We start from the raw sequence: 26,638 nt of genomic DNA on the forward strand, positions 1-26,638 counted from the left end.
AAAGCTTATTTCTTTGGATTGTGCATTCTTATGGTTACTGGTTTATACATGATCACTATTACGGTGTACTGGTATCTCCACTATCCGCTGTTCCTTCTTCTGTTGTTGGATCAGTCGTCGCAGTTCCATCTGTAGCTGGATCAGTCGGTGTAGTGCCTTGACCGTCTACTGGTGGATCTACGGCAGGATCATCTGTTCCCGTGCCTGTGCCTGTACTTCCACCATTATCGACCGGTGGAACTTCAACAGGAGCGTCTGGTTCGACTACAGTTTCTTGTACAGTACCTTGCTTCGCTTCGTTATACCCAATCGCGTACGTATCAATAAATTCACCATCACGATAGATTGATACAGCTCCATCTCGATTTGGTCCCAAAACCATATTCACTTTTAGCGATTGACGTGAATTGATTGTTTTGGTTCCCCAATCTTTGTTTTCACCAGTAGCATCGGTATATTTAATATTGATTTTGCTTGATTTGCCTGCTGTAGCTGGCGGAATAGATACGGAGTACGTATAGTCGAATGCTTCTGGCGGATACCCAGAGCTCACCCAGAACGATACTTTACTTCCTTTGCTTAATGAATTACCGGAAGCAGGGTTTTGTCGGGTCACTTTACCATTCGCTACAGTATAGCTGGTTTCTTGCCCTACATCGCCTACAGCAAATCCGTTAGAAGATAGTTTGGATTGCGCCTCTGATTGACTCATACCGGTTAGATCAGGTACTGAAGCTGTAGCTGTTCCTTTACTTACAGTCACCGTGACTGTTGTCGTTGCGGGATCAACATCTGCATTCGCTCCTGGAGTCTGATCAAATACGGTTCCACTATCTACATTGTCATTATTTGCATCTATACGTGTTATCTGATCTTCTTTGAATCCTTCAGCAAGTAAAAGTTTACGTGCATCTTCATATGTTTTGGCATTCAGATCAGGCATTTTGGATAACTCTTTTTCAGCGGTAACCGTAATATCAATTATAGCGCCCTCTTTGACCATCGATCCCGCGTCTTTACTCTGGGCGATAACAATACCGGCAGGTTGTCCTTCTTTGTATTCACTTGTGACCTGACCGATTTCTAATCCCTGAGCATCCACTAGCTTCTTGGCGTTATCCTGTGTCTGATTGATCAGATTCGGTACAGCCACATCTGCCACTTCTAAAGTCGAGCGAACATACATCGTCGCAATCGTCATCAGTGCCAGCAAGACGACAACCGCAGAAATCCAAATCGTCGGCTTCACCCATCTACGCTGTTTCTTCGAAGGCGCAGACGAGCGTGACATTTCACGATCAGACTTACGATCATCATCCCCAATAGGAATCGAAGTCGGGCGAATTGCGGATATAACTCGTGTCTGTTCATCATCATCAATCGTAGGGAAATACACTTTGGTTTCACTACGACGTTCTGGTAAAAGACAAGTGTCCAAATCTTGCAACATTTCATGCGCCGAGTTATAACGTTCCGAAGGATTTTTGCGCATAGATTTCAAAATAATATTTTCTACACTTTGCGGAATCAGCGGATTGATCAACCGCGGTTCTTCAAATTCATCTTGTAAATGCTTAAGCGCTACACTAATAGGACTTTCGCCCAGAAAAGGAAGTCGCCCAGTGAGCATTTGATACAATACAATACCCAGTGAATACAGATCAGACTTCTCGCCTGTAGCCACACCTTTAGCATGTTCAGGTGAAAAGTAATGCACCGAACCGACCACAGAGCCTGTCTGTGTAATCGTTGTAGAGGTGACAGCACGAGCGATACCAAAATCGGTTACTTTGACCCGGCCATTACGTCCGATCAAAATATTATGCGGTTTGATATCACGATGAATAATCTGATTATGATGAGCATGATCTAGTGCATCGCAGATTTGGGAAGCAATTCGTATCGCTTCATCTACAGGCAAAGGCGCACGTTCTTTGATCACTTCATTTAAATTGTAACCTTGTACATATTCCATCACGATATAGTGAATATCGCCTTCTTGTCCGACATCATAGATGCTGACCACATTAGGATGTGATAAGGAAGCCGCCGATTGAGCTTCACGACGAAAACGGCGAATAAATTCTTCATCATATACAAATTGCTGGCGCAAAACTTTGATGGCAACATGACGATTAAGCAGCACATCGCGCGCATTATATACAAGCGCCATACCACCGCCACCGATTTCCTCGATGACTTCATAACGGCCGCCTAGCGTATGTCCGATCATTGTTCCCACCCCTTCGTGCTTAACTCTACTGTAGAGTCATCCATTTCGAACAGGGCAACAGTAATATTATCTTCGCCACCAGCTTCTAGGGCTAATGCTACTAAATGCTTCGCGCGTTCTTCAAGTGCAATACCTGCTAACGCAACGGTCTCGATCTGCTGATTACCAATCATATTGGTTAAGCCATCGCTACATAGTAATAACACTTCGCCAACTTTAAGCTGAATATCGTCAATTTCAACGACAACTTCTGCATCTGTACCCAGCGCACGTGTTAATACATTACGGCGCGGATGAACAGCTGCTTCTTCTTGGGTGATCTGATGATTTTTGAGTAATTCATTGACCAGTGTATGATCTTGCGTTAATAGACGTAATGCTTCTTCGCCTACCAGATAAGCGCGGCTATCACCGATATGACCGATAATGCCGCTATTACCGCGTAGCAATACAGCTACAACAGTCGTTCCCATATTGTGGTAACTGTCGTCCATTTGAGCAGTATGAAAAACAACATTATTCGCATGTAAAATAGCATCATGTAATGCGGCACGACATGCTTCAAGCGATAAGCCCGCTTCTAGCCCTTGCAGATCACCAATAATCGTCTGCACTGCCAGTTGACTTGCTGTATCGCCAGCACGATGTCCGCCCATACCATCAGCAACTATACCTAATGTATATTCCTGTTGAATTGAACCAATCCATACTGAATCTTCATTCACTTGTCGAACGTGTCCCCTATCACTATGTTGCGCTGTTCTAATCAAATGTGATCACCTCGCAGTCGACTCCATGTGTTTCGCTCGTAATTGTCCACAAGCAGCAGCGATATCGTGTCCTTGCTCACGACGGATCGTTACATTCACACCTTTGTCTGATAAAATACGCTGGAATTCAAAAATATCTTTGCGCGGGGTACGCACATAATCACGTTCTGGAACATAGTTAACAGGAATCAAATTGACATGACACATCATTGTTTTGAGAACATCTGCTAATTCTTCTGCATGCTCAGGTTGATCATTAACGCCACCAATCAACGCATATTCAAACGTAATCCGGCGACCTGTTTTCTTCAAATAATAACGAAGAGATTCCATCACATCATCAAAAGGAAAACGACGGTTAACCGGCATTAATTTAGAACGTAATTTATCATTCGGTGCATGAATAGAGATCGCTAGATTGATCTGCGTATCTTCATCTGCAAATTTGTAAATATTCGGTACGATTCCACTTGTAGAAACAGTGATATGACGTTGACCGATATTCAATCCTTTTTCATGAATCATAATCCGTAAAAAGGTCATTGTTGCTTCATAGTTTTCAAAAGGTTCACCTGAACCCATAATAACGATACTGCTTACCCGTTCATTTGTTTCATCCAAAATCTTCTGTGCTTGAACAACCTGAGCAACAATTTCACCTGCTGTCAGATTACGTTTCAATCCGCCCAGTGTGGATGCACAGAATGTACAACCGATACGACAACCTACCTGTGTCGTTACACAGATACTATTTCCGTAGTTGTGACGCATAATAACCGTCTCGATCGCATGAGCATCATGCAGACCAAATAAAAACTTAACCGTACCATCTTTAGACTGCATTTTTGTAATCTCATCCAATAGAACAAAAGAAAACTGGTCGTCTAGTTTAGCGCGAAGTTCCTTGGAAAGGTTAGTCATTTCCTCAAACGAAGTCACACGCTTCACATACAGCCAGTCGAAAATTTGTCCTGCACGGAAAGCAGGTTCATTATTTTCTTTTGCCCAGTTCTGTAGATCTTCCAAAGCATAATCATATATAAAAGGTTTCATTACAATTATCACACCTATTCTCAAATTCTTTTCATTTTTTGATACTACTGATTACATGACGGTCAACATTGAATTTCATCCTTACTATTCTAGCATAAAACAATCAAACCCTAAAGAGTCTGTTCATTAAGATATCGTCATATTTATCACAACTTTGTTCATTTTACAGATTATAGACTCATATTTATTTATAAACATAGCAAAAGTCGCTTTATTCAAGGCATATTTCGTTATCCTAAGATATCCAGCCAAGATCCATTACGATAGTTGCTGAATCAGAATTTGTGCTGCTTCACGAGCATGAACAGCTGCCTCTGGCTCTGTTTGTAGCATATAAGTCATTATAGCTCCTTCTACTAACATATATAGAGTGCTAGCTAACATTTGCGATTGTTTAACATTGCACTGTTCTACCAGTGATGCAATATAATCACGTAGATACACTTTATATTGATGAGAAGCTACAAAGTAAGGATGATTATCATCTGAAAATTCCGAAGCTGTTTTGATAAAAGCACAGCCTGTAAAATCTGGCGCTACAAACCATTCTCCTAACACATCATAGACAGCTAGCAAACGATTTTGTGGTGTACCTCCGCGACGATCAACAGAAGATTCGAACCAATCTCTCCACTGTTCATCCTGTCTTTTCAGATAAGACAAAACAAGTTCATCTTTGGATGGAAAATGATTATATAACGTCATTTTGGCGACTTTAGATTCGGCGACGACTTGATCGACACCTGTAGCACGAATCCCCTGTTTATTAAAAAGTTCAGAAGCGACTCGCAGAATCTGTTCTTTTTTACTTTTATTAACCATCACATAACCTCTATTCCCAAAAGCTTTTGCAATTGATTATCAATATATACAGACCTGTAAGTTTATATTAAATCGACTCCAATGTAAATACAAATAAAATAGCTTGAAACTATACAGACCTGTATGTATAATTTAAAAAGTGATAGCACCATTACACATTGCAATTCAAAACTAAAACTGAGGTGATCTCTATGAACGTGAAGCATAAGTATGAGCTGGTTAATGGTTTAAACATTTTTTATCGAGAAGCAGGTAATCGCAATCATCCCACGATTTTGTTACTACACGGATTCCCATCTTCCTCGCATATGTACCGTAATCTTATGATTCAACTTGCTGATCGTTACCATGTTATTGCTCCTGACTATCCAGGGTTTGGTAACAGCGATCAACCGCCAATGGCTGATTTCGAGTATACGTTCGACAGTATTGCTCATCTGATCAACGATTTTGTTGAACAATTAAACTTGGCTACGTACAGTATCTACGTACATGATTACGGCGCTCCAGTTGGCTATCGTCTAGCCGTTATGCATCCAGAACGTGTTCAAGCGATTATTTCTCAGAATGGTAATGCTTATGAAGTGGGACTTGAATCTGCATGGGCACCTATCCAAGCTTTTTGGAAAAATCCTAACGATGCTGCGATTCGTCAAGATGTGCTTGACATATTAACAATCGAAGTTACAAAACATCAATATGTAAATGGAACGCGTGACCCTGAATCCATTAGTCCAGACAATTGGAACAACGATCAGATTCATCTGGATCGAGAAGGTAATCAAGAGATTCAACTGGCGCTCTATTTTGATTATCAGAACAATCTGAAGCAATATCCAACATGGCATGAATACTTCCGTACTTATCAACCACCTGTTCTTGTCGCGTGGGGTAAAAATGATATGTTTTTTGGAGTCAAAGGAGCCTTAGCGTATATGGATGATCTTGAAGATGTAGATGTTCATTTGTTGAACACAGGGCATTTTCCACTGGAAGAAGATTTAGCGATTAGCGTTGATCTGATTCGACACTTTTTAGAGACTCGATTAACCGGTTCATCCTTATAAATATACAGACCTGTCTATTTAAAAGTGAATTTCTTTTCCAACATAAAAAGCGCCCAAAAGGCGCTTTCTTTGTATATCATTTATTTTAGTGACTGTTTTTACGTAGTGCTGCAATATAGAATCCATCTGAATGAAAATCTTGCGGTAAAATCTGTACACCTGTTGTAGCATGATTGGTAGTGATCGGTGCAAAAGGAACCACTTCAAACTGCTTGTTTTGATGTAAAAAAGATTCCACAATCGCTTCATTTTCACTACGTTCAATCGTACATGTACTGTATACCAGAATACCATCAGGCTTGAGTAAAGTAGACATATTCTGCAACAACTGTTGTTGTAACTGCACGATTTCTTTGATATCTGCCATACTTTTATTCCATTTGAGATCAGGTTTACGACGAATAACGCCTAGACCGGAACATGGAGCATCTAACAATATCCGGTCAAAAGAACCCGCAGGATAACGTTCTGCTAGTGTTAAGGCATCACCAACGGTCGTTTCGATAATCGAAAGTTGTAGACGTTCTGCCTGATCATCAACCAACTGACGCTTATGCTCATGAATATCGTTAGCTACAATATGGCCGTTGTTATTCATTTTCTCTGCCAAATGAACACTTTTCCCACCGGGAGCCGCGCAACAATCGAGTACATTCATTCCAGCTTGAACTTGTACCGCTTCTGCCACTAACATCGAACTTTCATCTTGTACCGAAATCAATCCTTCTTGATACCATGATGTCAACGCCATATTACCGCCACCATGTACCAGAATACCATCTGGAGATAATGGAGAAATTTCTACCTCGTATCCTTCACTTTGTAACAATTCCAACATCGCTGTACGAGAAGTACGATGCGTATTTACACGAATACTTACCGATGGAGCTTCATTATTGGAAATACAGATTTGCTCTGCTGTTGCTTCATCATATTGCTTGATCCAACGTGCTACCATCCATTCAGGGAATGAATGTTGCAATGATATTCTTTGGGCTGCTGGCAAATCTTGCGGAATAACTAATTCTTCACGACGACGAATCACATTACGCAAGACACCATTAACCATTCCTGATATGCCTTGATGCCCACGACGCTTCGCAATATTAACCGCTTCATTTACAGCCGCATGCGCAGGAATACGATCAAGATAATAGATTTGATAAAAGCTAAACCGTAACAGATTACGTACCCATGGTTGAAGTTTATTTAAGCCTTTAGCCACAAATTGTCCAAGGAAATAATCAATCGTATTCAGACGTGAAATCGTACCGTACACTAGCTCTGTAGCGAGTCCAATATCGGCACGTTCCAAACGAATACGATTGAGCATTTGATTGAGAACAAGATTACTATATGAACCTTCTTCTTCCACAGCAGTAAGTACTTCCAAAGCTACTTCACGAGCTGTTGTAGGACGAACCGATTTGCTTTTGGGATCCGATTTCGTTTTGGTGCTATTTGCTAACGGGCTATCCGCATTCGGTTGACGTTTGGATTTGTTGTTATGATTTTGATTATTCACCCGAGCACCGTACCTTTAGTCATTGACGTTCCGCGTACAAATTCAGACGCTTTGAGCGCTTTTTTACCCGCAGGTTGAATCTCTATAAGTGTCACTGTGCTGTCGCCTGTACGAACAACGATACCTTCTGGAGACAAGTCTAAAACAGTCCCAGGTTTGGCATCGAGTGCAGCACCTGTTAAAGTGACATCGGTAGCAGGTTTGCTCATTTTCCATACTTTGAATACTTCACCGTTCCATAACGTGAATCCACCGGAAAACGGTACAAGACCACGCACTTGATTATATAATTCACGACTGGTTTTCGACCAATCCAACTGTTCATCTTCACGAGTTAGGTTCGGAGCATAGGTTGATTCATCATCATTTTGCGGTTCTGCGTCAACTTTACCTTCTAACAAACGTGGCAATTCTTGACGAAGAATTGTTGCTCCCGCTTCACTCATTTTGGCAAATAAGGTACCTGATGTATCTTCATCCGTAATCGGAACTTCAATCTTGGAGATCATATCCCCTGTATCAAGTCCCTCTGCCATATACATCAGTGTAATCCCTGTTACTGTCTCACCATTAATAATACACCGCTGAATCGGCGCACCACCACGATATTTAGGCAACAAAGAACCATGAATATTGACACAACCTAGACGAGGAAGATCAAGTACTGCTTTGGGCAAAATCTGTCCAAAAGCAGCCGTTACGATCAAATCAGGTTCATAAGCGGCTAGTTCTGCAATAGATTCTGGATTTCTCATCCGCTGTGGTTGAAGAACAGGAATACCATGTTCTACAGCTGCCGCTTTGACAGGCGTAGGTGTTAATACTTTTTTACGACCTTGAGGACGATCGGGTTGAGTTACGACACAGACTACGTTCATGCCTTCTTCAATCAGAACATTCAAGCTATGCACAGCAAAATCAGGTGTGCCCATAAATGCAATTTTCACGATAGACTTATTCCCCTTCCTCATCTAGCTTACGATCATAGACACGTTCTGCGATATCGGTAAACAGTACACCATTCAAGTGATCGATCTCATGTTGAAAAGCACGTGCTAATAGATCACGACCTGTGATTGTCACTTCTTCACCATTACGATCTAACCCTTTAACCGTTACTTCCAACGCACGACGAACTTGACCATTTAGACCTGGAATACTCAGACAGCCTTCAGTGCCTAATTGCTCGCCATTGCTTTCTATAATTTCAGGATTAATGAGTTCGATCAATCCGTTATCATCGCCTACATCAACTACAATAAGACGTTTCAAAATCCCAACTTGTGGCGCAGCAAGACCTACACCATCTGCATCATACATCGTGTCCGCCATATCGGTTAACAACTTTTGTACATTGGGTGTAATTTTAGTCACTTCTTTTGCTTTTTTGTGAAGCACGTCATCCGGTTCAGTTACAATAATACGTATAGCCATTCTTTATCCCGTCCTTTATGTCATCTCTCTACTTTTGCGTTGTTACTATTTTGCATAAACCCTTTTTACATTAATACCTGTGGATCGACATCGATACTGATTAATAATTCTTTATCACGTACGCTGTCTTGCAATTGTTCTGCCACATGCTCTGCAAGCTTGGCAACGTCCATATCTCCACGCCATTTTATCATACATTGGAATCGGTATCTATTTTTTAAGCGTGGGATTGGCGAAGCGACAGGACCTAATACATCCAGAGCTTCATTTGAAAATCGTTCCAGACTACCTAACCAACCCAATTTAGAGGCTTGATCTTTAATCATCTGTGTATAATTTTCAGCAATTCGTACTAACAAAGCTAACTTCTCATGAGAAAAGGTAATCAGTGCTAGACGGCAATAAGGTGGATACCCTAATGTCTGACGATGCTTTAATTCTTCACGTACAAATGAATGATAATCGTGATGACTGGCATGTATGACCGAATAATGCTCTGGATTATACGTCTGCACAATCACTTCGCCTGGTAAATGATGACGACCGGCTCGACCAGCTACCTGTGTAAGTAGTTGGAACGTTTTCTCCGCTGCCCGAAAATCAGGTAAATGTAACGCCGAATCGGCAGCAATAACACCAACCAGTGTCACATCTGGAAAATCCAATCCTTTCGCTACCATTTGGGTACCTAACAGTAAATCCGCTTTTTTATCTCGGAATTGATTTAATAATTTCTCATGTGACCCTTTTTGCGTGGTTGTATCAACATCCATCCGTACAACACGAATACCGGGAAATAACTTCGCCAATTCTTCTTCGACACGCTGTGTTCCTGTGCCAAAATAACGAATATGCTCGCTACCACATTCCGGGCATATTTGCGGAGCCGGTTCAGCATGACCACAATAGTGACAACGTAGACTGTTCGAGCGCTGATGATAGGTGAGTGAGATATCGCAGTTCGGACATTCAGCTACATATCCACAAGTACGACACATAACAAAAGTAGAATGACCACGTCGATTAAGCAAAAGAACAGTTTGTTGCTTTTTCTCTAACCGATCTTCTATCGCTTGGTGAAGCGGTCGGCTAAACATCGAGCGGTTGCCTTCTTTCAACTCTTCACGCATATCAATAATCTCTACAGCTGGAAGCTCACTTCCAAGTGCACGTCCATGAATTTCCAATAAGGTTGGCATAAATTCATCATTTGCTTGGGATCTAGCTGCATAATAACTTTCCAATGAAGGGGTAGCTGATCCCAAAATAACCACTGCATTATGCTGATGAGCACGATGAATAGCTACATCACGAGCATGGTACTTCGGACTTTCTTCTTGCTTATACGAAGTCTCATGCTCTTCATCCATAATAATTAAGCCCAGATTAGAAAAAGGAGCAAAAATCGCTGATCGTGCCCCAATAGCAACTTGCGATTTGCCTTCACGGATTTTGCGCCACTCATCATAACGTTCCCCACTGGATAAACGGCTATGCATCACTGCTACACGATCGCCAAACCGACCTTTGAATCGCTCAACCATCTGCGGAGTCAGTGCAATCTCAGGTACCAACATAATCGCTTGTCGATCTTGTTCAATCACACGCTGAATACATTGCAGATACACTTCTGTTTTACCACTGCCTGTAATCCCGTGAATTAAATATTCACCTTTTTCCCGCTTGTTAATACGGCTGATGATCGAGTTATATACCTGTTGCTGTTCATCGGTTAATGTAAATGGAGTAGTAGGTGTAAAGTTACGATCTTGATAAGGATCACGATACACTTCCATATCCATAATAGCGATATATCCTTTGTCGGCTAAAGCTTTCACTGTACTGGCTGTTACGCCAAGCACCGTCATAATTTCTTTCAACGGTACATCGCCGCCTGTATCTGCGATATACGTTAGTACTTCTTGCTGACGTTTGGCTTTGGCAGGAAATTCTTCAATAATCGTACGAATCTCATCTTCTGGCAAATGTAAAGAAACCGTTCGAACAGTTTTCTTTTGCACTTTATCACGTATGCTACGGCTTTCTAATAATATGCCTCGTTGTAATAACGATTTGATAATATGCGCTTGTTCACCAAAACGTCGACTTAACAATTCCATTCGCACTTCTTGTTGCTTTTGAATATGAGAGATAATCTGTTCTTCTTCATCGGTTAATAAAGATGCTGTAGCATCAAAAAGAGAATCTTCGCCTACCCAAGATTCACGTTCAGCCACTCGAATATACCGTTCTGCTTTACCTTTCAAAGCCGCAGGTAACATCGATTGAAGCGCAGTAATCCGATGACAAGCATATTTGGCGCTCATCCATTCAGACAATTCTACTAATTCTTCTGAAAGTGGAGGCACAAGATCAAGTAATTCCTGCAATGCTTTGAGCTTTGCAGCAGGTGTCTCTGATGTTCCACTTAATCCAATAACAAATCCTTGTAATGTACGTGGGCCAAAAGGAACACCGACACGACTCCCTACTTCTAACCATCCTTGCATCGATTCCGGCACAATATAGTCAAATGGACGATCTGTGCCCCGGCTAGGTACATCAACAATCACCTGAGCAATAAGCGTCATGAGGTAGACACTCCATTCAGCCGTTTAGCTACTACACTCAACAATTGGATTGCTACGTCATCTTTACTCATCAAAGGCAGATCCATTACTAATCCATCAGCATCATAAATCTGAACTACATTGGTATCTGTACCAAAACCAGCTCCAACTGTAGTGACATCATTAGCGACTAATAGATCACAGTTTTTGCGTTTTAATTTGCCCATAGCATGTTCAGCCACATCATTCGTTTCTGCGGCAAATCCAATCAGGAATTGTCCCTGTTTGCGTTGACCCAGACTTTCCAAAATATCGACTGTTTTTTCGAGTTCTAATGTAAGCCCCTCGTCTTTTTTCTTCATTTTGGTATCGTATACAGTGCGTGGACGATAATCTGCAACAGCTGCTGTTTGAACCATAATATCGGTGCTGTTCCATTCTCCTAATACAGCCTCATACATATCTTGAGCAGACTGAACACGTACAGTCTCGATCCCTTCAGGTAAAGGTACTTGAACCGTCCCTGCGATCAGTCGTACCGATGCACCCATATCACGAGCCGCTTTAGCAATGGCAATCCCCATTTTGCCGGAAGAATCATTCGTAATAAAGCGAACAGGATCAATCCGTTCCACGGTTGCACCTGCAGTGACTGTTACTTTTTTGCCTGCTAATGCTTGACTTAACTGATTACGATGAGCCTGAGCTTGAAAAAAGTCTTGTACTACTCTAATAATCGTCTCCGGTTCTTCCAAACGTCCTTTGCCAACATAACCACAAGCAAGCATTCCACTTCCCGGCTCGATCATTAGCACACCTCTACTGACCAGTGTATTCATATTCTGCACCACGGCTGGATGCTGGTACATGTGTACATTCATTGCTGGAGCTACCATGATTGGAGCCATCGTTGCAAGCAAAGTTGAAGAAAGCATATCATCTGCTAGTCCATGAGCCATTTTAGCTATTGTATTTGCTGTGGCTGGAGCAATTAATACTAGATCAGCTAGATCGGCTAGATTAATATGCGTGACTACTTCTGGATCACGTTCGTCAAATGTATCTATATGAACCGGGTTACGAGAGAGCGTCTGTAGGGTAAGTTCGGTAATAAATTTAGAAGCTGAACGTGTCATAATAACATGTACATCTGCTCCTTGTTTTACCAATCCGCTACATAACGCTGCCGCTTTGTAAGCAGCGATTCCGCCAGTAATCCCTAGCACAATCTTTTTACCTTGCAGCATCTCTATCTCCCCGCTTTCGTTTAGTTTGAGCAATTATTCATCCCTTTATTATACCGCTTTTTGTAGTAAAAAGGGAATAACAGTGATCATTTCGAGAACTTTTCAAAAAAAATAACAACCTTTCGGTTGTTAGCAAGTGGCGCCGGGGACCGTATTTAATTATACATTATATAGCGGACCCCTTTACCTAGACCCTTACTTCTTACTCGTCGTCATACTCTGTTTCTGTTCTGCGTTCAATGCGAAGAATATCGTTATAGATTTCTTCTAATGCAATACCTACATATTTGCTCGCATGAGCATCTTTCAATTCACTAGTGCTACCTTCGCGCAATTGTCTTGCACGACGGGAAGCTGCAACAACAAGAGAGTACTTACTGTCGACTTTAGTCATCATTTCATCAATAGAAGGATATAACATTAGATACACACACCTCTTCGTGTTCTGCGAAATAAACTTCCGCAGGACTTATTTTGTAATCTTACAATGTTCTGCGACAATAATACTCTGGATTCGCATACATGCTAGATCAATTTCATCATTGACTACAGAGTAATCATAATGCTTCATCAATTCCAACTCGTCAGCAGCTACCGTCATCCGATTCATAATCGTATCTACGGTTTCAGTTCCACGCCCATGCAGACGTTGTTCCAATTCTTCAAACGAAGGTGGAGTCAAAAAAATAAATACGCCTTCTGGAAACTTCTCCATGACTTTCAAAGCACCTTGTACTTCGATTTCAAGGAAAATATCGTTACCCGCATTCAGCGTATCTTCTACAAAATCACGTGGAGTGCCATAGAAGTTACCTACATACTCCGCATGTTCCAGCAATCGATCATTTTGGATCATTGACTGGAATTGTTCATGACTTTTGAAAAAGTAATTCACTCCGTCCACTTCACCTGCACGAGGCTGACGAGTGGTTGCAGATACAGAATAGATCAACTCAGGCATGCGCGTCCGAAGAGCACTGCATACCGTCCCTTTACCGACACCAGACGGGCCGGATAACACAAATAATAATCCTTTAGACATGGTACACTCCATTTTAGGCTGTTGCGTCGTCCGGTCTGTACTGGATTGATCAACAGCCTCTTTTTGTTTATTCGTCGTGATCATCATCTTTGGTAGATAGACGATGTGCTACGGTTTCCGGTTGCACTGCGGAAAGAATCACATGATCGCTATCTGTAATGATAACAGCACGAGTACGACGACCATATGTGGCATCAATGAGCATATGACGATCGCGTGCTTCCTGAATAATTCTTTTGATTGGTGCAGACTCAGGGCTTACTATAGAAATAATCCGATTAGCGGATACAATATTTCCGAAGCCAATATTGATAAGTTTGATGGCCATCTTCAGGTTTTTCCCCCTATACATTTGACTCATTTACGCCGAAATGAGGTCGCTAACTTGCATTCATTCCAAATTTGCAGCTTGTTCACGGATTTTTTCCAGTTCCGCTTTCATCTCAACCACATGATTAGTCAGAGCCAGATGATTTGCTTTGGAACCAATTGTATTCACTTCTCTATTCATTTCTTGAATCAAAAAATCAAGTCTACGCCCTATCGCATCATTACTTTCGAGCAATAACCTGCACTGCTGAAAATGGCTATTCAAACGTGTCAATTCTTCATCAATATTTGAACGATCTGCAAATACGGCGATCTCCATGCTAATTCTGGAATCATCCCAATGATAACTTCCATCCTGAAGTTCAGATAATCGCTGTACCAGACGTACACGATGTTCTTCTACTACAGTAGGTGCTAATTCACACATCTTCCGATAATGCTGCTCTAGTAAATTCAGACGCTCCCGCAAATCGTTAGCTAAATGAATCCCTTCTCGTGCACGCATTTCCAGTAAATTATGAAGTGCTTCTTGTAGCCCCTGACCAAGAATCTGTTGCCACTGTGCTTGTCCTTCTTCATCTGCCAATTCCGAAGGTTGCTCAGTCGTCATTACTCCCGGTAATGCAAGCAATTGGTTAATATCCAACGTTCCATTCATACCATAACGCTCTGTTAGCTCTTGACCTGCTTGTAAATAAGACTGGACATTCGCATGGTTGAGCTTCAGAGACGGAACTTGCCCTGTATCTTGCTCTTTGTTCATAAATACATCTATCCGTCCACGCTTGATCGCATCTTGAATCAGTCGTTTGAGACTGTCCTCCATTTGACCCCATTCGCGTGGTATACGCATCACGATTTCGCAATAACGATGATTGACGGATTTGACTTCAATCTGGACTTTGTAGCCGCCAAATTGCACGGCGGACTGACCGTATCCGGTCATACTGAATGACATCGGCATCACATCCGTTATCCTATTGTAATTGATTATCTAGTGTGAAACAAGGGGTTTGGACGGCGCTTTGCTTTTGTCCATATATATTCAGTTAGCTGTACGCTCATATCATAAAACATAAACGGAGTCATAATATATATTCCATTAAAATGTTCCATAGCGACATCCAGCAGTTCTTTAGCGATCACTACGCCTGTAGCTCTGCCTTCTTCACCTTCGAGTCCAGCCATTCGTCCACGTACTTCATCCGATAATTGGATACCCGGAACTTCATTATGAAGATATTCTGCATTACGCCCGCTCGCAAGTGGCATAATGCCGATAAAAATAGGAATATCCAAATGTTTGGTCGCTTCGCGAATATCAGCAATCAACTGCACATCGTAGACAGGCTGAGTCATAATATAATCAGCACCGGCAGCGATTTTCTTTTCCAGACGAACGACTGCTTTGTCGAGATGTTTTACATTCGGGTTAAAGGCTGCCCCTACAACGAACTTGGCACGTTGTTTGAGTGGTTTACCTGAGAAAGCAATGCCTTCATTCAATTGCTTGATCATTTTGATCATATCAAATGAAGTCATATCGTAGACCGAACTTGCTCCTGGCAAATCACCAAATTTAGACGGATCACCTGTTACCGCTAGAACATGATCAATACCCAATGCATCGAATCCCATCATATGCGATTGACTACCGATCATATTGCGATCACGACAAGCAATATGGATCAAAGGGCGAATACCTGCTTCACGTTGCACAATATGTCCAAGTGCCATATTACTCATTCGAGTAACTGCTAGCGAATTGTCTGCTAGAGTTAATGCATCCACTCCTGCTTCTTTAAGCGCAGCTGCTCCTTTGAGAAAGCGAGTGATATCCAGATCACGAGGTGGATCAAGTTCAACGATAACAGTTGGACGTTCGCGCACTAGATCAACCAGTGTTGGCGGTACATCTTCTCCATTACGATCACTTTCATCCATAATTGCATTTTCTATGGTTACACTGATCTGTGGAGTAGGTTTTTGTACATTTGAAAAGTCTAATGTCTCCGGTGTATATCCTTCTAGTGCTCTTGCGATTGCAGCGATATGTTCAGGTGTAGTTCCACAACATCCACCGATCACTCTGGCACCTAACTCGGCAAATCGAACACTCCGTTGACCAAAATAAGCCGGACTTGCTCCATAACGATATTCACCATCAACGTAATCAGCGACACCAGCATCTGGATAAACAGATAACGGTAACGATACTTTTCCTTGAATCGCTTCAAGTGCATGTAGTGTTCCATTAGGACCCACACGGCAATTAAGACCAACCATATCTGCTCCTGCATCCGTTAACAAAGCAAACGCATCTGGCAAAGCAAATCCATCTAACGTCCGAATCGCATCTTCTACTGTTAATTGGCACATGACAGGAATATCAGTAAGTTTGCGTACCTGCCGTAAAGCAATCGCAAGTTCTTCCACTTCAAAAAACGTTTCTAACAAAATTCCATCTACACCTTCATCTAATAACGAAGATACTTGTTGTCTAAAATATTGGCGTAATTCAGACCTCGGAATATTGGTACGTTTACCATTGCGAATCGCTCCGACTGAACCAACGACATAAGCTTGATCCCCAGCTGCTGCCCGGGCAATACGTACCCCTGCGCGATTAATTTCATCGACTTTATCTTCAAGCCCATATTTAGATAATCGATCATAATTAGCAGAAAATGTATTGGTCTCAATCATTTGAGCACCTGCATTAACATATTGACGGTGTACATCTTCTATAATATGTGGACGAATCAAATTAAGTTCTTCATAAGAGATCCCTACTGGAAATCCTAATTGATATAAATAGGTTCCCATCGCTCCATCACCTATAATCACGCTATCTGTCCATTTGGAACGCAAATCTGGCTTCATTGTATAGTCCACCCCACTGGATTCATTTACGTTCTAATGTAGCACAAAAACAAGAGCTATAAGACGTTCAAACGGTGATATAGCTAAATTATATAACCAGACTGTTTGTAAGCTGTTATTCAGTTGTTTCTCCTGTATAGACCGTAGCCGCAGAACCAGTCATATAGACTTTGTTACTGGACTCATCCCACTCGATATATAAGTCTCCACCTTTAAGAGATACATATCCACTACGATCTGAATATCCATTGAGCACCGAAGAAACCAATGTTGCACAAGCACCTGTTCCACAAGCCAGTGTTGGCCCTGCTCCACGTTCCCATACACGCATATCCATACGATCACGACTTTGTACAGTTGTAAATTCTACATTGACTTTGCGTGGAAATAACGGATGATTTTCAAGCAGTGGCCCCCATTTATTCAGATCAATATTGACTGCATCATCAACATAAATAACACAGTGAGGATTACCCATTGATACCGCTGTAAAATGGAAAATCTGTCCTGCTATTTCAATCTCTTGATTCATCACAGGATTACCTTCTACTGCCACTGGAATTAAAGTGCTATCCAGAATGGGTGCTCCCATATCGACACGAACGGTATGAGCAACGCCATCTTCGGCTTGTACGGTTACCGACTGAACACCTGCACCCATCGTTTCTATTGTAATTTCAGTATGCGGCGTTAGACCACGATCATATACATATTTGGCAACACAACGAATTGCATTTCCACATTGTTCTGCTTCTGATCCATCTGAATTAATAATACGCATCATAAAGTCTGCATTGGCGGACGGCAAAATATAGACTAAACCATCTGCACCGATACCAAAGTAACGATTGCAATGCTTAATCGCCAATTCTGCTACATTTGCTGGCAATGATGGCTCTCCATAAACAACGATAAAATCGTTGCCCAGACCATTCATTTTGGTAAATTCCATCTCAATCCTCTCCTCCGAAAAACACATTCTATTGGGTAAGCATACATGATGGCACTATAAATTGCTATGGGTTTGTGGCATGATAGAAGATGATTATGATAGTAAGAATAGGAGAATATTAGATATGGCATTAGATGGCATTGTTACCCGTGCGATTGTTCATGAGCTTCAGTCTCTACAAGGCGCACGTATTAATAAAATTCACCAACCGACAGGTAATGATATTGTTTTTCAGATTCGTGTACAACGTGGGAATCGCAAATTAATTCTAAGTGTGAACCCTACTTATCCACGTGTTCAATTTACCGAACAATCATTTATGAATCCGCAAGAAGCACCGATGTTCTGTATGTTACTCCGCAAACATTGTGAAGGCGCAATTATAGAATCCATTGAGCAAGTAGGTATGGAACGTGTCATTCATTTCAATGTGCGTCAACGTGATGAATTAGGCGATGTTTCATTCAAACGGTTAATTATCGAAATCATGGGTCGTCATAGTAATATGATTGTAATCGATCCGGCAACCAATACGATATTAGACGGAATTCATCATATTACACCCGCTATTAGTAGCTACCGTGTGATCATGCCTGGATTCAGCTATGTAGAACCGCCAGATCAGCACAAATTGAATCCGTTAGAAACAGGCAAACAACAGTTTATGGAACTGCATCGTGAAAATATTGATCCGCCTGCTCGTTTTATTTTGAATACGTTTAGTGGTCTGAGCCCTTTGATCGCTGAAGAAATTGTATATCGTGCTCAGCAAGCTGATGTGAGTGCTAATGGAGCAAATGAAAATCCGTATCCAGATGTACAGTATATCTGGCAAGCTTTTTCTACTTTAATGGAGCAAGTATCCAAAGGAGAATTCGCTCCTGTCAGTGGTCTGAATGCTCAAGGTAAAATCGTATTTTCAGCAGTGCCGTTGACTCTGATTCAAGAGGAAGAAAAGCATTACGATTCGATCAGTCAATGTATCGAAGCTTATTATGGTGACAAAGCAGAACGTGATACCGTAAAACAGAAAACAAGTGATCTATTACGTTTTCTTCAAAATGAGCGCAGTAAAAATATTAAAAAGTTAGACAATCTACAAAAAGATATTCAAGAAGCTGAAGGTGCTGAAAAATTCCGTATCCAAGGTGAATTGTTATTCGCTTCACTACATGAACTAAAACGTGGCGATAAACAGATCGAATTGATTAACTTCTATGATGAAGAACAGCGTCCAATTACAATCACTCTTGATCCGCAATTGACACCTTCTGATAATGCACAGCGTTATTTCAAACGGTATAACAAATACAAAAACAGTCTAGCGGTTATCGATCAACAATTAATCAAAACACATGCTGAAATTCAGTATTTGGATTCGTTGCTACAACAATTAGGCAGTGCTTCTTTGCAAGATATTGACGAGATTCGTGAAGAATTGGCGGAGCAAGGATATGTACGTAATCGTAATAAACGTGCCAAAAAGAAACGTAAAGACAATCGTCCGACTCTTCATGTCTATACGTCTAGTGAAGGTATCGAAATGTATGTAGGTAAAAACAATTTACAAAATGATTATATTACCAACAAATTAGCTCATTCCAATGACACATGGTTGCATACCAAAGATATTCCTGGTTCTCATGTGGTTATCCGTAGTCAACAATTTGGTGAAGCTACATTAGCAGAAGCTGCACAGCTTGCCGCTTATTTTAGTCAGGCTAAAGAATCCAGTAGTGTGCCTGTCGATTACACATTGATTCGTCATGTGCGTAAGCCCAGCGGAGCGAAGCCTGGATTTGTCATCTATGAGCAACAGACTACTTTGTTTATCACACCTGAAGAAGATGTCGTTAAAGGTTTGGAAAGTTCGATCAAATCTTAATCCGTATGTTTTAATGATATTTTAGAACTATCTAATATTGCTTTTGCGATGATGATTTACAAATAAAGAACGGCTTGAAACACCTTTGTTACAGGTGATCTTCAAGCCGTTCTTTTTCTTATCATTTTTCTTATGATGCAGAAATATTCCATTTGATTACGTTGTGATTATTCTGCTGTAATGCCTGTCTCGATCGCTGTCTGTAATTGACGCAATTGAACTAATGTAGACATCGGTACATTTTTACCGCCTAATGGGCCATGAAATACTTTGCCTTGGCGCTCCCCATGATAATCAGATCCACCTGTGACAATCAGATCACGACGTTGTGCGATTTCCAAATAGCGTTGTTCATCTTCAGGTGAATGATCGGAATGATATACTTCCAAGCCTGCTATCGAACTGTGATCCAGAATATGCTCCACTAATGTATCATCACCATAAATACCCGGATGAGCCATTACAGGAACTCCATTGGCTTCACGAATCCATACTGCCGCATCAGCAGCAGTAATACGTGGTGGTGAAACATAAGCGGCTGCACCTTCTGCTAAGTACTTGTTAAACGCATCTTTCATATCGGTTGCATATCCTTTGGCAACTAATACATCAGCCATGTGCGGACGACCGATACTTTCGTCAGGCATTAATTCTCTGCCTAACTGTTCAATCACTTCTTCCATTGTAATCTCTACGCCAAGATCACGTAAGTTTTGCAAAATCTGTACATTACGATGATCACGAACTTCACGCAATTGTTGCAGACGTTCTAATAATATAGGATCTTCTGTATTCAGATAATATCCTAGAATATGAATATCTTTGTTATCTTCTCTTGTACTAATTTCCACACCGGCAATCACTTCAATATCATATGGCTTGCCTGCTTCGATTGCTTCAGCTACACCTGCAACAGTATCATGATCTGTGACAGCAATCGCACCTAGTCCTGCTTCTACAGCCAATTTCACATTTTGCGATGGGGTATTCATCCCATCAGATGCCTGACTATGTGTATGCAAATCTGCATAACGTTCTTCTGAAGACATATCCATATCTTATTCACTCCTCTTCTATTCCTTTATATATTGATTACACTTTCTTATTCAGACCCACTCATACTCTTGCACAAATTGTAAAAAAGTCACTGCTGGAATGGTTAGCAATGTCGATTTGAGATGAATCGAGTAAAATTGCCGTTGAAAGGAGACCCCTTCAATCGTTAGTACTTTCAGTAACCCTAATGCTACTTCATGCTTTACGGATGATGGGGATAAAATTGTAATACCTAATCCTGCTTCTACAGCAGATTTAACAGCGCCTGTACTTCCAAGTTCCATGACAGTCTGAATTTGAGAGAGATCGACATGATGTCTAATCAATTCTTCTTCCATTACCTGTCGTGTACCTGATCCTTTTTCCCGTAATACAAAAGGATACGTTAGCATATCGGATAACTGTACTATCTCCTGCGTGGCTAAAGGATGATTACCTGGCACAATAAGCTTTAGTTCATCTTGCATCACAGGCTTAATCGTCATATCAGGATGTTCAACAGGAGCTTCGATTAGACCAAAATCCAATTGATTACGACTGATCTCATCTAAAATCTGAGTCGTATTCATCACTTTAAGCATCACTTTCATATGTGGATATCGTTGACCTAGTGGACCTAATAGACGTGGTAATACATATTCGCCAATCGTATTGCTTGCCCCCAATACCAATCGCCCTGCTAATGTATCTGTAAAGCGTGACATGACCGCATCTGTTTCTCGCATCAAATGGATACCTTGAGAAGCAAATGGCATCAAAGCATGTCCTGCTTCAGACAATTCAATTTTTTTAGTTGTACGGTGAAACAATTTCGTGCCAAAATGATCTTCCAACGACTGAACTTGCATCGTTACCGCAGGCTGAGTCATATGAAGCGCTTGGGCTGCTGCTGAAAAACTTCCTCGTTCAGCAACTGTATAAAAAATATGCAATTGATGAAAATTAAATGCCACTACCGTTTCCCCTCCTTGCTATGTATATAGTGTACCATTTTCAAATAAGCATACAAAAAAGAAGCTTGCTTGAATAGCAGCTTCTTCTCAAAGTATACAGACTCTATCTATAGTGGATTGGATATTCATTGCATGATTGTGCAAATGGCTATAATGGGTTCATAACATCCATTAAGGTAGGTTTATCATGAATGAAGCTTATCATCCTTATTTACGTTTACGACTGTTTTTGATCAATGTCATACGGCGAGAGTGTCTTAACCAGGAATAGTAAGATTTAAGATCGCGCAGTTCAATCGTTTCGGACATTTTACCCAAAAATGTAACGATAATCATTTTGTGCAGTGGATTACCTGTAAGATCGTATTCACCCGGCAGATCAGCAAATTCAGCGACAACAACAAGGTCTTCATCGATCAAATATACATCTTCTTCTTTACGGTAATAAGATATAATCCGATTTTGTTTAAGTGTTTCCCACATGAAGGAAGCGATCTCTTCTGGCTTGGTTTGAGCTTTGGCAATACGGTCATTATAACGACTGATCGCATGATTCGTGATTACGATATCAGCTACCTTTTTCTCGCCCAATTCTACGTGAAAAGGTTCGTACGTGCTCCAGCGTTCCATTACTTTATCTCTCATTAACTATTCACTCCCCATTCTGTATGGGTCTTTCCGTCTAAGTATTTATACCTATTAAGATATATATATCGTTCGCCCTACACAAGACGAAAAAGCTACCATTTTTAACGTTTTTTACTAAATATTTGACATTTTTAAAGTCATTTCATGTTATTAATTTATTTGTCTTTGTTATCTTACAGTTCTGTAGTCCCACTAAATATTATATCGACAGCTAGTCACGTTTCTTTAACCCATAAATGATAATTCTTCAAAATTATCGTAAATAATACTTATTAAATACCTTTAACCACTCATAAATGAAACCGTTTGCTGCAAATTAAATATAAAAAAGCGACCGTTTAAGGTCGCTTTTTGTTTATTGCTAAAGGTAATCATTCCCGAAGGGATTAATTAAATACCGTAAAATTGAGTCTGATCCGGTACTGCTTTGGTGTATTCGGTCTTAATTTCGTTACGATAAGAACGTTCAACTTTACGTACATAAGAAAGACGACGGATATTTTTGAGTGTTTCTTCGGCTTTTTCAGTGTACAGATACATAACCACATAATGCATGCGACGTGAAATATAATGAACACAGCCATATTTTTCAAGATTGCGCGCTGCTTTGACATCGTTGACCCAGATAATATAACCGATACGTTCAGGTAGAGCTAACCCTTGTTCCTCTTGTTCTGGAACTTGTTCTTGCTGGACTTGAACTTGTTCTTGTTGCTCATTCTCAACTGCATCCACATGATCCTCCACTACCACATCCGCCTCCTTTCGGTAAAGGGTTGTTACTTGGAACTTTAATACTTTCAGAAACGGAATGTGCAATCAGTTCTGACATTTCGTATAACATTTGATCCAAATTATTTTCAGCGTCTTTGAAGCGCCATACTGCTTCAATTTGTTCCATTTCCCGTTGAACCGCTTCCACCTGTTCTTTGGCTTCATGGAAGTTTGGATGGAAATGACCGAACCGCTGTGTTTCTTCAAATAATTCTTTTTTACTGTTGAGCTTGTGCATCAAGCTTATAACGTCCGGGTGAGCCAGCATACGCTCTTCCCAATATAGGTAATTCGCGACTTCGATAGAATTGTTGATCATATCGCCTAATTCATAGGCGTTTGTCAAGACTTCGGCCATATCGACCGTCCTAATCTCGGTTACGCTCATGAAATTCATCTCGTTTCTGTATATAAAGTGGACAACTATCTTCTTAGTTGTCTCTATTATCATAGCATAAGCCTAGAACAGATTAGAAGTGCTTTTCCAAAAATGGTATTTCATCCTGCTGTTCCAGATAATTTTCAGCCATAGAGACTAAGATTTGGGCTGCATTCAGCATCGCTGCTTCATCAATATCGAATCTAGGATGATGATGAGGATAAGTAATCCCTTTATCTTCATTACCAGCACCTACAAAAATAAAACAGCCCGGCACTTGTTGAACATAGTAAGAGAAATCTTCAGCAGGCATCATCGGTGGTGTCACCTGAACTTGTTCTTCTCCAAATACGGCTTTAGCTACTTGGAAAAAGCGTTCTGTCTCTCCGGCATGATTCACAAGCGGTGGATATCCCATCATATAATCAATTTCTACTGTTGCTCCATTCATAGCGCAAGTATGCTGAGTCACTTCTTCGAACCGTTTGCGAATAACAGCACGGGTTTCTTCATCAAACGTCCGCACTGTCCCTGTAATCCGGCACGTTTCGGCAATAATATTTTTGGCTGTTCCACTATTGATCGTTCCGATCGTTAACACAGCAGGTTGAAGAGGATTCACATTGCGACTGACAATCGATTGTAACTGTACTACCAATTGCGCGCCTGTTAATACACTATCCACGGTCACATGAGGAATACCGCCATGACCACCTTTACCTGTAATATCGATCACAAAGTCATCTACAGATGCCATGATCGGCCCTGCTGCACTTGCTAACGTGTGTACTGGCAAAGGAGACCATAAATGAACACCGTAGATGACATCGACTCCTTCAAGCGCACCTGCCGCAATCATTTTTAACGCTCCACCCGGACAGACTTCTTCTCCCGGTTGGAAAATAAGACGAATTTCGCCTTTCAAAGTATCTCTATTTTCACTGAAATAACGAGCTACTGCTAATAATCCTGCGGTATGACCATCATGTCCACAAGCATGCATGACACCTTCAACTTGTGAAGCATACTCACATTCTTTTTCGTCTTGAATCGGTAATGCATCAATATCAGCACGTAGCGCTACTGTTTTGCCGGGCAGACTTCCTTTAATTGTACCTATCACTCCGGTATCGCCAACACCGGACTGTGTGTCAATACCAAAGGCTATTAATTGGTCTGCTATAAATTTCATTGTATTGTGTTCTTGATAAGATAACTCAGGGTTACGATGAAGATGCCTGCGCCATTCTACCATATCTGGAAATAAAGCTTCCCAATTATAATTCCCCATCTGCTCTTCATCCTTTCAATGTGATTCTCGTTATTTCATTATACACATATTGGTAAGTTTCAATACCTGTGTGTTGGTTAAATAATAGTTTATATGACCAATTTCTGTTTAACCGTAACATATTTGCTTGATAAGTGCGTCAATACAGCTTTTCAAAGCTTGCGCCTACCTACAAAACGTACTATCATGAAAAGTGAACTTAACCATAATTTTATATGATAATACAACATATATACGTTTTTTATTACAAAAGGAGGATTTGTGCATGAAAATTAGCAGTTTGTTAACTGCCTCTATGAATGATGACCTGTACATATCCGTTCTATCCTTGGAGACTCGTTATGAATAAAATCAGACATACTTCGCAACGAACACTAAACAACCAGACTACAGCCAATCGCTATCGGAATACAAATACCCAATCAAGTTCCAATGTGCGTAATATACAGCAACCTGCGCAGACAATCACCAAAAAAGGGGCTCCTGATTTTCAATTGTTAATCATGACCGTCATTTTGGTCTGTTTCGGTATTATTATGGTCTTTAGTGCAAGTTCAAGCATCGCATGGACGAACAAAAACTATAACTTCGACTCCTTGTATTTTACGAAAAAACATATTTTATACGCCGTTATTGGTTTGGTCGGTATGTTTTTTGCTATGAAAGCTCACTATAGTAAATATAAAAAATGGTTTGCGCCCTTTTTTCTGATTACTTTAGCGCTATTGGTTATCGTTCTTATGGTAGGTAAAGAGTTGAACGGTGCTCGAAGCTGGTTGAATATTTTTGGATTTTCGCTTCAGCCTTCTGAATTTGCCAAATTAGCTGTTATTTTGTATTTAGCGGCTCTGATCTCCAAAAAAGGAGATAAACTTAGAGATTTACGCAGTGGTTATATTCCAGTTATGGTTGTTGTAGGCTTAATTGCTGGCTTAATCTTTTTACAAAATGACTTGGGTTCTTGTATGATTTTGGTCGCAACAGCAGGTTTAATTATTTTTGCTGGTGGCGCTAGTGTCAAACATATTATGGCTTCTGTTCTTTTACTGGTTCTGGGAGCATCACTTGTACTCGGTATAGGTGCCCTCTTTAATCATGATGATAACAGCAGTAATGAAAGTAGCTACAAAGCAGGACGGATTGAAGCGTTTCTTGATCCCATGGCTGATGAAAAAGGAAGTTCTTATAACCTTGTTCAATCGCTAACTGCTATTGGAGTGGGTGGATTTACAGGTTCAGGTTTTGGTCAAAGTATTCAGAAGCTTCACTATCTTCCTAACCCTTACAATGACTTTATTTTTGCAGTCATTGGTGAAGAATTCGGATTTATAGGCACCAGCTTATTCTTATTGTTATACGGGTACTTTATCTGGCGAGGCTTGTTTATCGCTTTGCGATGTCCCGATATCTTTGGAACACTCGTTGGAGTCGGTATTATGAGTCTGATCGCTATTCAAGCGTTTATTAATATCGGTGGTGTTACGAATACGATTCCTATTACAGGGGTTACATTACCATTTATCAGTTATGGAGGTACATCATTAATTATGATGATGACCAGTATGGGGATCATGTTAAGTATTTCTCGCGAAACCAATCGGGTAGCTAGTGAAAAAGCACAAACAACAAATTCACGCATAAGTAGTCGTTCTTCAGTCTCTATGCGCATGAAATAATAAAATAACTGCATACAAAGTAAAAAAAACGACGGAGATCATATCCGT

Annotated in this window: 24 protein-coding genes; 3 read left to right on the forward strand and 21 right to left on the reverse strand. The window is 40.8% G+C overall.

Going from position 1 to position 26,638, the window contains the following annotated elements:
- Window positions 1-58: 58 nt before the first annotated feature.
- The 4 genes from pknB to PaeCFBP13512_RS01270 all read right to left on the reverse strand — a co-directional run bounded on the left by pknB (window position 59) and on the right by PaeCFBP13512_RS01270 (window position 4,878).
- Window positions 59-2,233 (reverse strand): Stk1 family PASTA domain-containing Ser/Thr kinase, encoded by a 2,175-nt coding sequence (gene pknB, locus PaeCFBP13512_RS01255; protein WP_137220704.1) that lies wholly within the window; start codon window positions 2,231-2,233, stop codon window positions 59-61.
- Window positions 2,230-3,003, reverse strand: coding sequence for a Stp1/IreP family PP2C-type Ser/Thr phosphatase (locus PaeCFBP13512_RS01260; protein ID WP_069329043.1), 774 nt, complete (start codon window positions 3,001-3,003; stop codon window positions 2,230-2,232). The genes pknB and PaeCFBP13512_RS01260 overlap by 4 nt, the downstream gene beginning before the upstream one ends.
- A gap of 6 nt (window positions 3,004-3,009) precedes the next feature.
- Window positions 3,010-4,056: a 23S rRNA (adenine(2503)-C(2))-methyltransferase RlmN gene (gene rlmN / locus PaeCFBP13512_RS01265; protein WP_069329042.1), complete on the reverse strand. Its 1,047-nt coding sequence runs from the start codon at window positions 4,054-4,056 to the stop codon at window positions 3,010-3,012.
- A 258-nt stretch (window positions 4,057-4,314) separates the two neighbouring features.
- Window positions 4,315-4,878, reverse strand: coding sequence for a TetR/AcrR family transcriptional regulator (locus PaeCFBP13512_RS01270; protein WP_083243609.1), 564 nt, complete (start codon window positions 4,876-4,878; stop codon window positions 4,315-4,317).
- A gap of 191 nt (window positions 4,879-5,069) precedes the next feature.
- On the opposite strand from PaeCFBP13512_RS01270, the gene PaeCFBP13512_RS01275 reads away from it, so the two are divergent.
- Complete coding sequence (locus tag PaeCFBP13512_RS01275; protein ID WP_137220705.1) at window positions 5,070-5,945, forward strand: alpha/beta fold hydrolase; 876 nt, start codon at window positions 5,070-5,072, stop codon at window positions 5,943-5,945.
- Window positions 5,946-6,030: 85 nt separating this feature from the next.
- On the opposite strand, the gene rsmB is transcribed toward PaeCFBP13512_RS01275, so the two are convergent.
- From rsmB to dapF, 11 genes are all read right to left on the reverse strand, one after another.
- Window positions 6,031-7,470, reverse strand: a complete 1,440-nt coding sequence (gene rsmB / locus PaeCFBP13512_RS01280; RefSeq protein ID WP_137220706.1) for a 16S rRNA (cytosine(967)-C(5))-methyltransferase RsmB — start codon at window positions 7,468-7,470, stop codon at window positions 6,031-6,033.
- Window positions 7,467-8,417, reverse strand: a complete 951-nt coding sequence (fmt, locus tag PaeCFBP13512_RS01285) for a methionyl-tRNA formyltransferase (RefSeq protein ID WP_137220707.1) — start codon at window positions 8,415-8,417, stop codon at window positions 7,467-7,469. The genes rsmB and fmt overlap by 4 nt, the downstream gene beginning before the upstream one ends.
- A gap of 7 nt (window positions 8,418-8,424) precedes the next feature.
- Window positions 8,425-8,904 carry a peptide deformylase gene (def, locus tag PaeCFBP13512_RS01290; protein ID WP_137220708.1) on the reverse strand — a complete coding sequence of 160 codons (480 nt, stop codon included), beginning with the start codon at window positions 8,902-8,904 and terminating at the stop codon, window positions 8,425-8,427.
- Window positions 8,905-8,969: 65 nt separating this feature from the next.
- The gene (gene priA / locus PaeCFBP13512_RS01295; RefSeq protein WP_137220709.1) at window positions 8,970-11,495 is read right to left on the reverse strand and encodes a primosomal protein N'; all 2,526 of its coding nucleotides are present in this window, start codon (window positions 11,493-11,495) and stop codon (window positions 8,970-8,972) included.
- A complete protein-coding gene (gene coaBC, locus PaeCFBP13512_RS01300) occupies window positions 11,492-12,721 on the reverse strand; it encodes a bifunctional phosphopantothenoylcysteine decarboxylase/phosphopantothenate--cysteine ligase CoaBC (protein WP_137220710.1) in 1,230 nt (409 codons plus the stop codon). The genes priA and coaBC overlap by 4 nt, the downstream gene beginning before the upstream one ends.
- Window positions 12,722-12,923: 202 nt before the next feature.
- Window positions 12,924-13,142, reverse strand: a complete 219-nt coding sequence (gene rpoZ, locus PaeCFBP13512_RS01305; RefSeq protein WP_069329035.1) for a DNA-directed RNA polymerase subunit omega — start codon at window positions 13,140-13,142, stop codon at window positions 12,924-12,926.
- 48 nt (window positions 13,143-13,190) lie between these two features.
- Entirely contained in the window at window positions 13,191-13,763 is a 573-nt protein-coding gene (gmk, locus tag PaeCFBP13512_RS01310) for a guanylate kinase (RefSeq protein WP_069329034.1), read from the reverse strand.
- A gap of 67 nt (window positions 13,764-13,830) precedes the next feature.
- Window positions 13,831-14,091, reverse strand: coding sequence for an extracellular matrix/biofilm regulator RemA (gene remA, locus PaeCFBP13512_RS01315; RefSeq protein WP_020615370.1), 261 nt, complete (start codon window positions 14,089-14,091; stop codon window positions 13,831-13,833).
- 63 nt (window positions 14,092-14,154) lie between these two features.
- Window positions 14,155-15,051 (reverse strand): YicC/YloC family endoribonuclease, encoded by an 897-nt coding sequence (locus tag PaeCFBP13512_RS01320; protein WP_137220866.1) that lies wholly within the window; start codon window positions 15,049-15,051, stop codon window positions 14,155-14,157.
- Between the two features lie 32 nt (window positions 15,052-15,083).
- Window positions 15,084-16,976, reverse strand: a complete 1,893-nt coding sequence (locus PaeCFBP13512_RS01325) for a bifunctional homocysteine S-methyltransferase/methylenetetrahydrofolate reductase (RefSeq protein WP_069329033.1) — start codon at window positions 16,974-16,976, stop codon at window positions 15,084-15,086.
- A gap of 115 nt (window positions 16,977-17,091) precedes the next feature.
- Window positions 17,092-17,928, reverse strand: a complete 837-nt coding sequence (dapF, locus tag PaeCFBP13512_RS01330; RefSeq protein ID WP_137220711.1) for a diaminopimelate epimerase — start codon at window positions 17,926-17,928, stop codon at window positions 17,092-17,094.
- A 124-nt stretch (window positions 17,929-18,052) separates the two neighbouring features.
- On the opposite strand from dapF, the gene PaeCFBP13512_RS01335 reads away from it, so the two are divergent.
- Window positions 18,053-19,813, forward strand: coding sequence for an Rqc2 family fibronectin-binding protein (locus tag PaeCFBP13512_RS01335; RefSeq protein WP_137220712.1), 1,761 nt, complete (start codon window positions 18,053-18,055; stop codon window positions 19,811-19,813).
- A gap of 167 nt (window positions 19,814-19,980) precedes the next feature.
- Here the strand turns inward: PaeCFBP13512_RS01335 and PaeCFBP13512_RS01340 are convergent, their stop codons facing one another.
- The 6 genes from PaeCFBP13512_RS01340 to PaeCFBP13512_RS01365 form a co-directional block, all read right to left on the reverse strand.
- Complete coding sequence (locus tag PaeCFBP13512_RS01340) at window positions 19,981-20,868, reverse strand: PHP domain-containing protein (RefSeq protein WP_137220713.1); 888 nt, start codon at window positions 20,866-20,868, stop codon at window positions 19,981-19,983.
- 51 nt (window positions 20,869-20,919) lie between these two features.
- Window positions 20,920-21,822: a selenium metabolism-associated LysR family transcriptional regulator gene (locus PaeCFBP13512_RS01345; RefSeq protein WP_069329030.1), complete on the reverse strand. Its 903-nt coding sequence runs from the start codon at window positions 21,820-21,822 to the stop codon at window positions 20,920-20,922.
- A 207-nt stretch (window positions 21,823-22,029) separates the two neighbouring features.
- Window positions 22,030-22,467, reverse strand: a complete 438-nt coding sequence (locus PaeCFBP13512_RS01350) for a hypothetical protein (protein WP_069329029.1) — start codon at window positions 22,465-22,467, stop codon at window positions 22,030-22,032.
- Between the two features lie 393 nt (window positions 22,468-22,860).
- On the reverse strand, window positions 22,861-23,109 hold the full coding sequence (locus tag PaeCFBP13512_RS01355; RefSeq protein WP_069329121.1) for a YlbG family protein: 249 nt from the start codon (window positions 23,107-23,109) through the stop codon (window positions 22,861-22,863).
- Between the two features lie 82 nt (window positions 23,110-23,191).
- On the reverse strand, window positions 23,192-23,632 hold the full coding sequence (locus PaeCFBP13512_RS01360; protein ID WP_069329028.1) for a YlbF family regulator: 441 nt from the start codon (window positions 23,630-23,632) through the stop codon (window positions 23,192-23,194).
- Between the two features lie 82 nt (window positions 23,633-23,714).
- Window positions 23,715-24,914 (reverse strand): M20 metallopeptidase family protein, encoded by a 1,200-nt coding sequence (locus PaeCFBP13512_RS01365; RefSeq protein ID WP_137220714.1) that lies wholly within the window; start codon window positions 24,912-24,914, stop codon window positions 23,715-23,717.
- Between the two features lie 503 nt (window positions 24,915-25,417).
- Between PaeCFBP13512_RS01365 and ftsW the strand changes: the two genes are divergently transcribed.
- Window positions 25,418-26,590 carry a putative lipid II flippase FtsW gene (ftsW, locus tag PaeCFBP13512_RS01370; protein WP_069329120.1) on the forward strand — a complete coding sequence of 391 codons (1,173 nt, stop codon included), beginning with the start codon at window positions 25,418-25,420 and terminating at the stop codon, window positions 26,588-26,590.
- Window positions 26,591-26,638: the final 48 nt, after the last annotated feature.

Origin of the sequence: Paenibacillus sp. CFBP13512 (assembly GCF_005233705.1) — a bacterium.
GTDB classification, from domain to species: Bacteria; Bacillota; Bacilli; order Paenibacillales; family Paenibacillaceae; genus Saccharibacillus; species Saccharibacillus nuruki.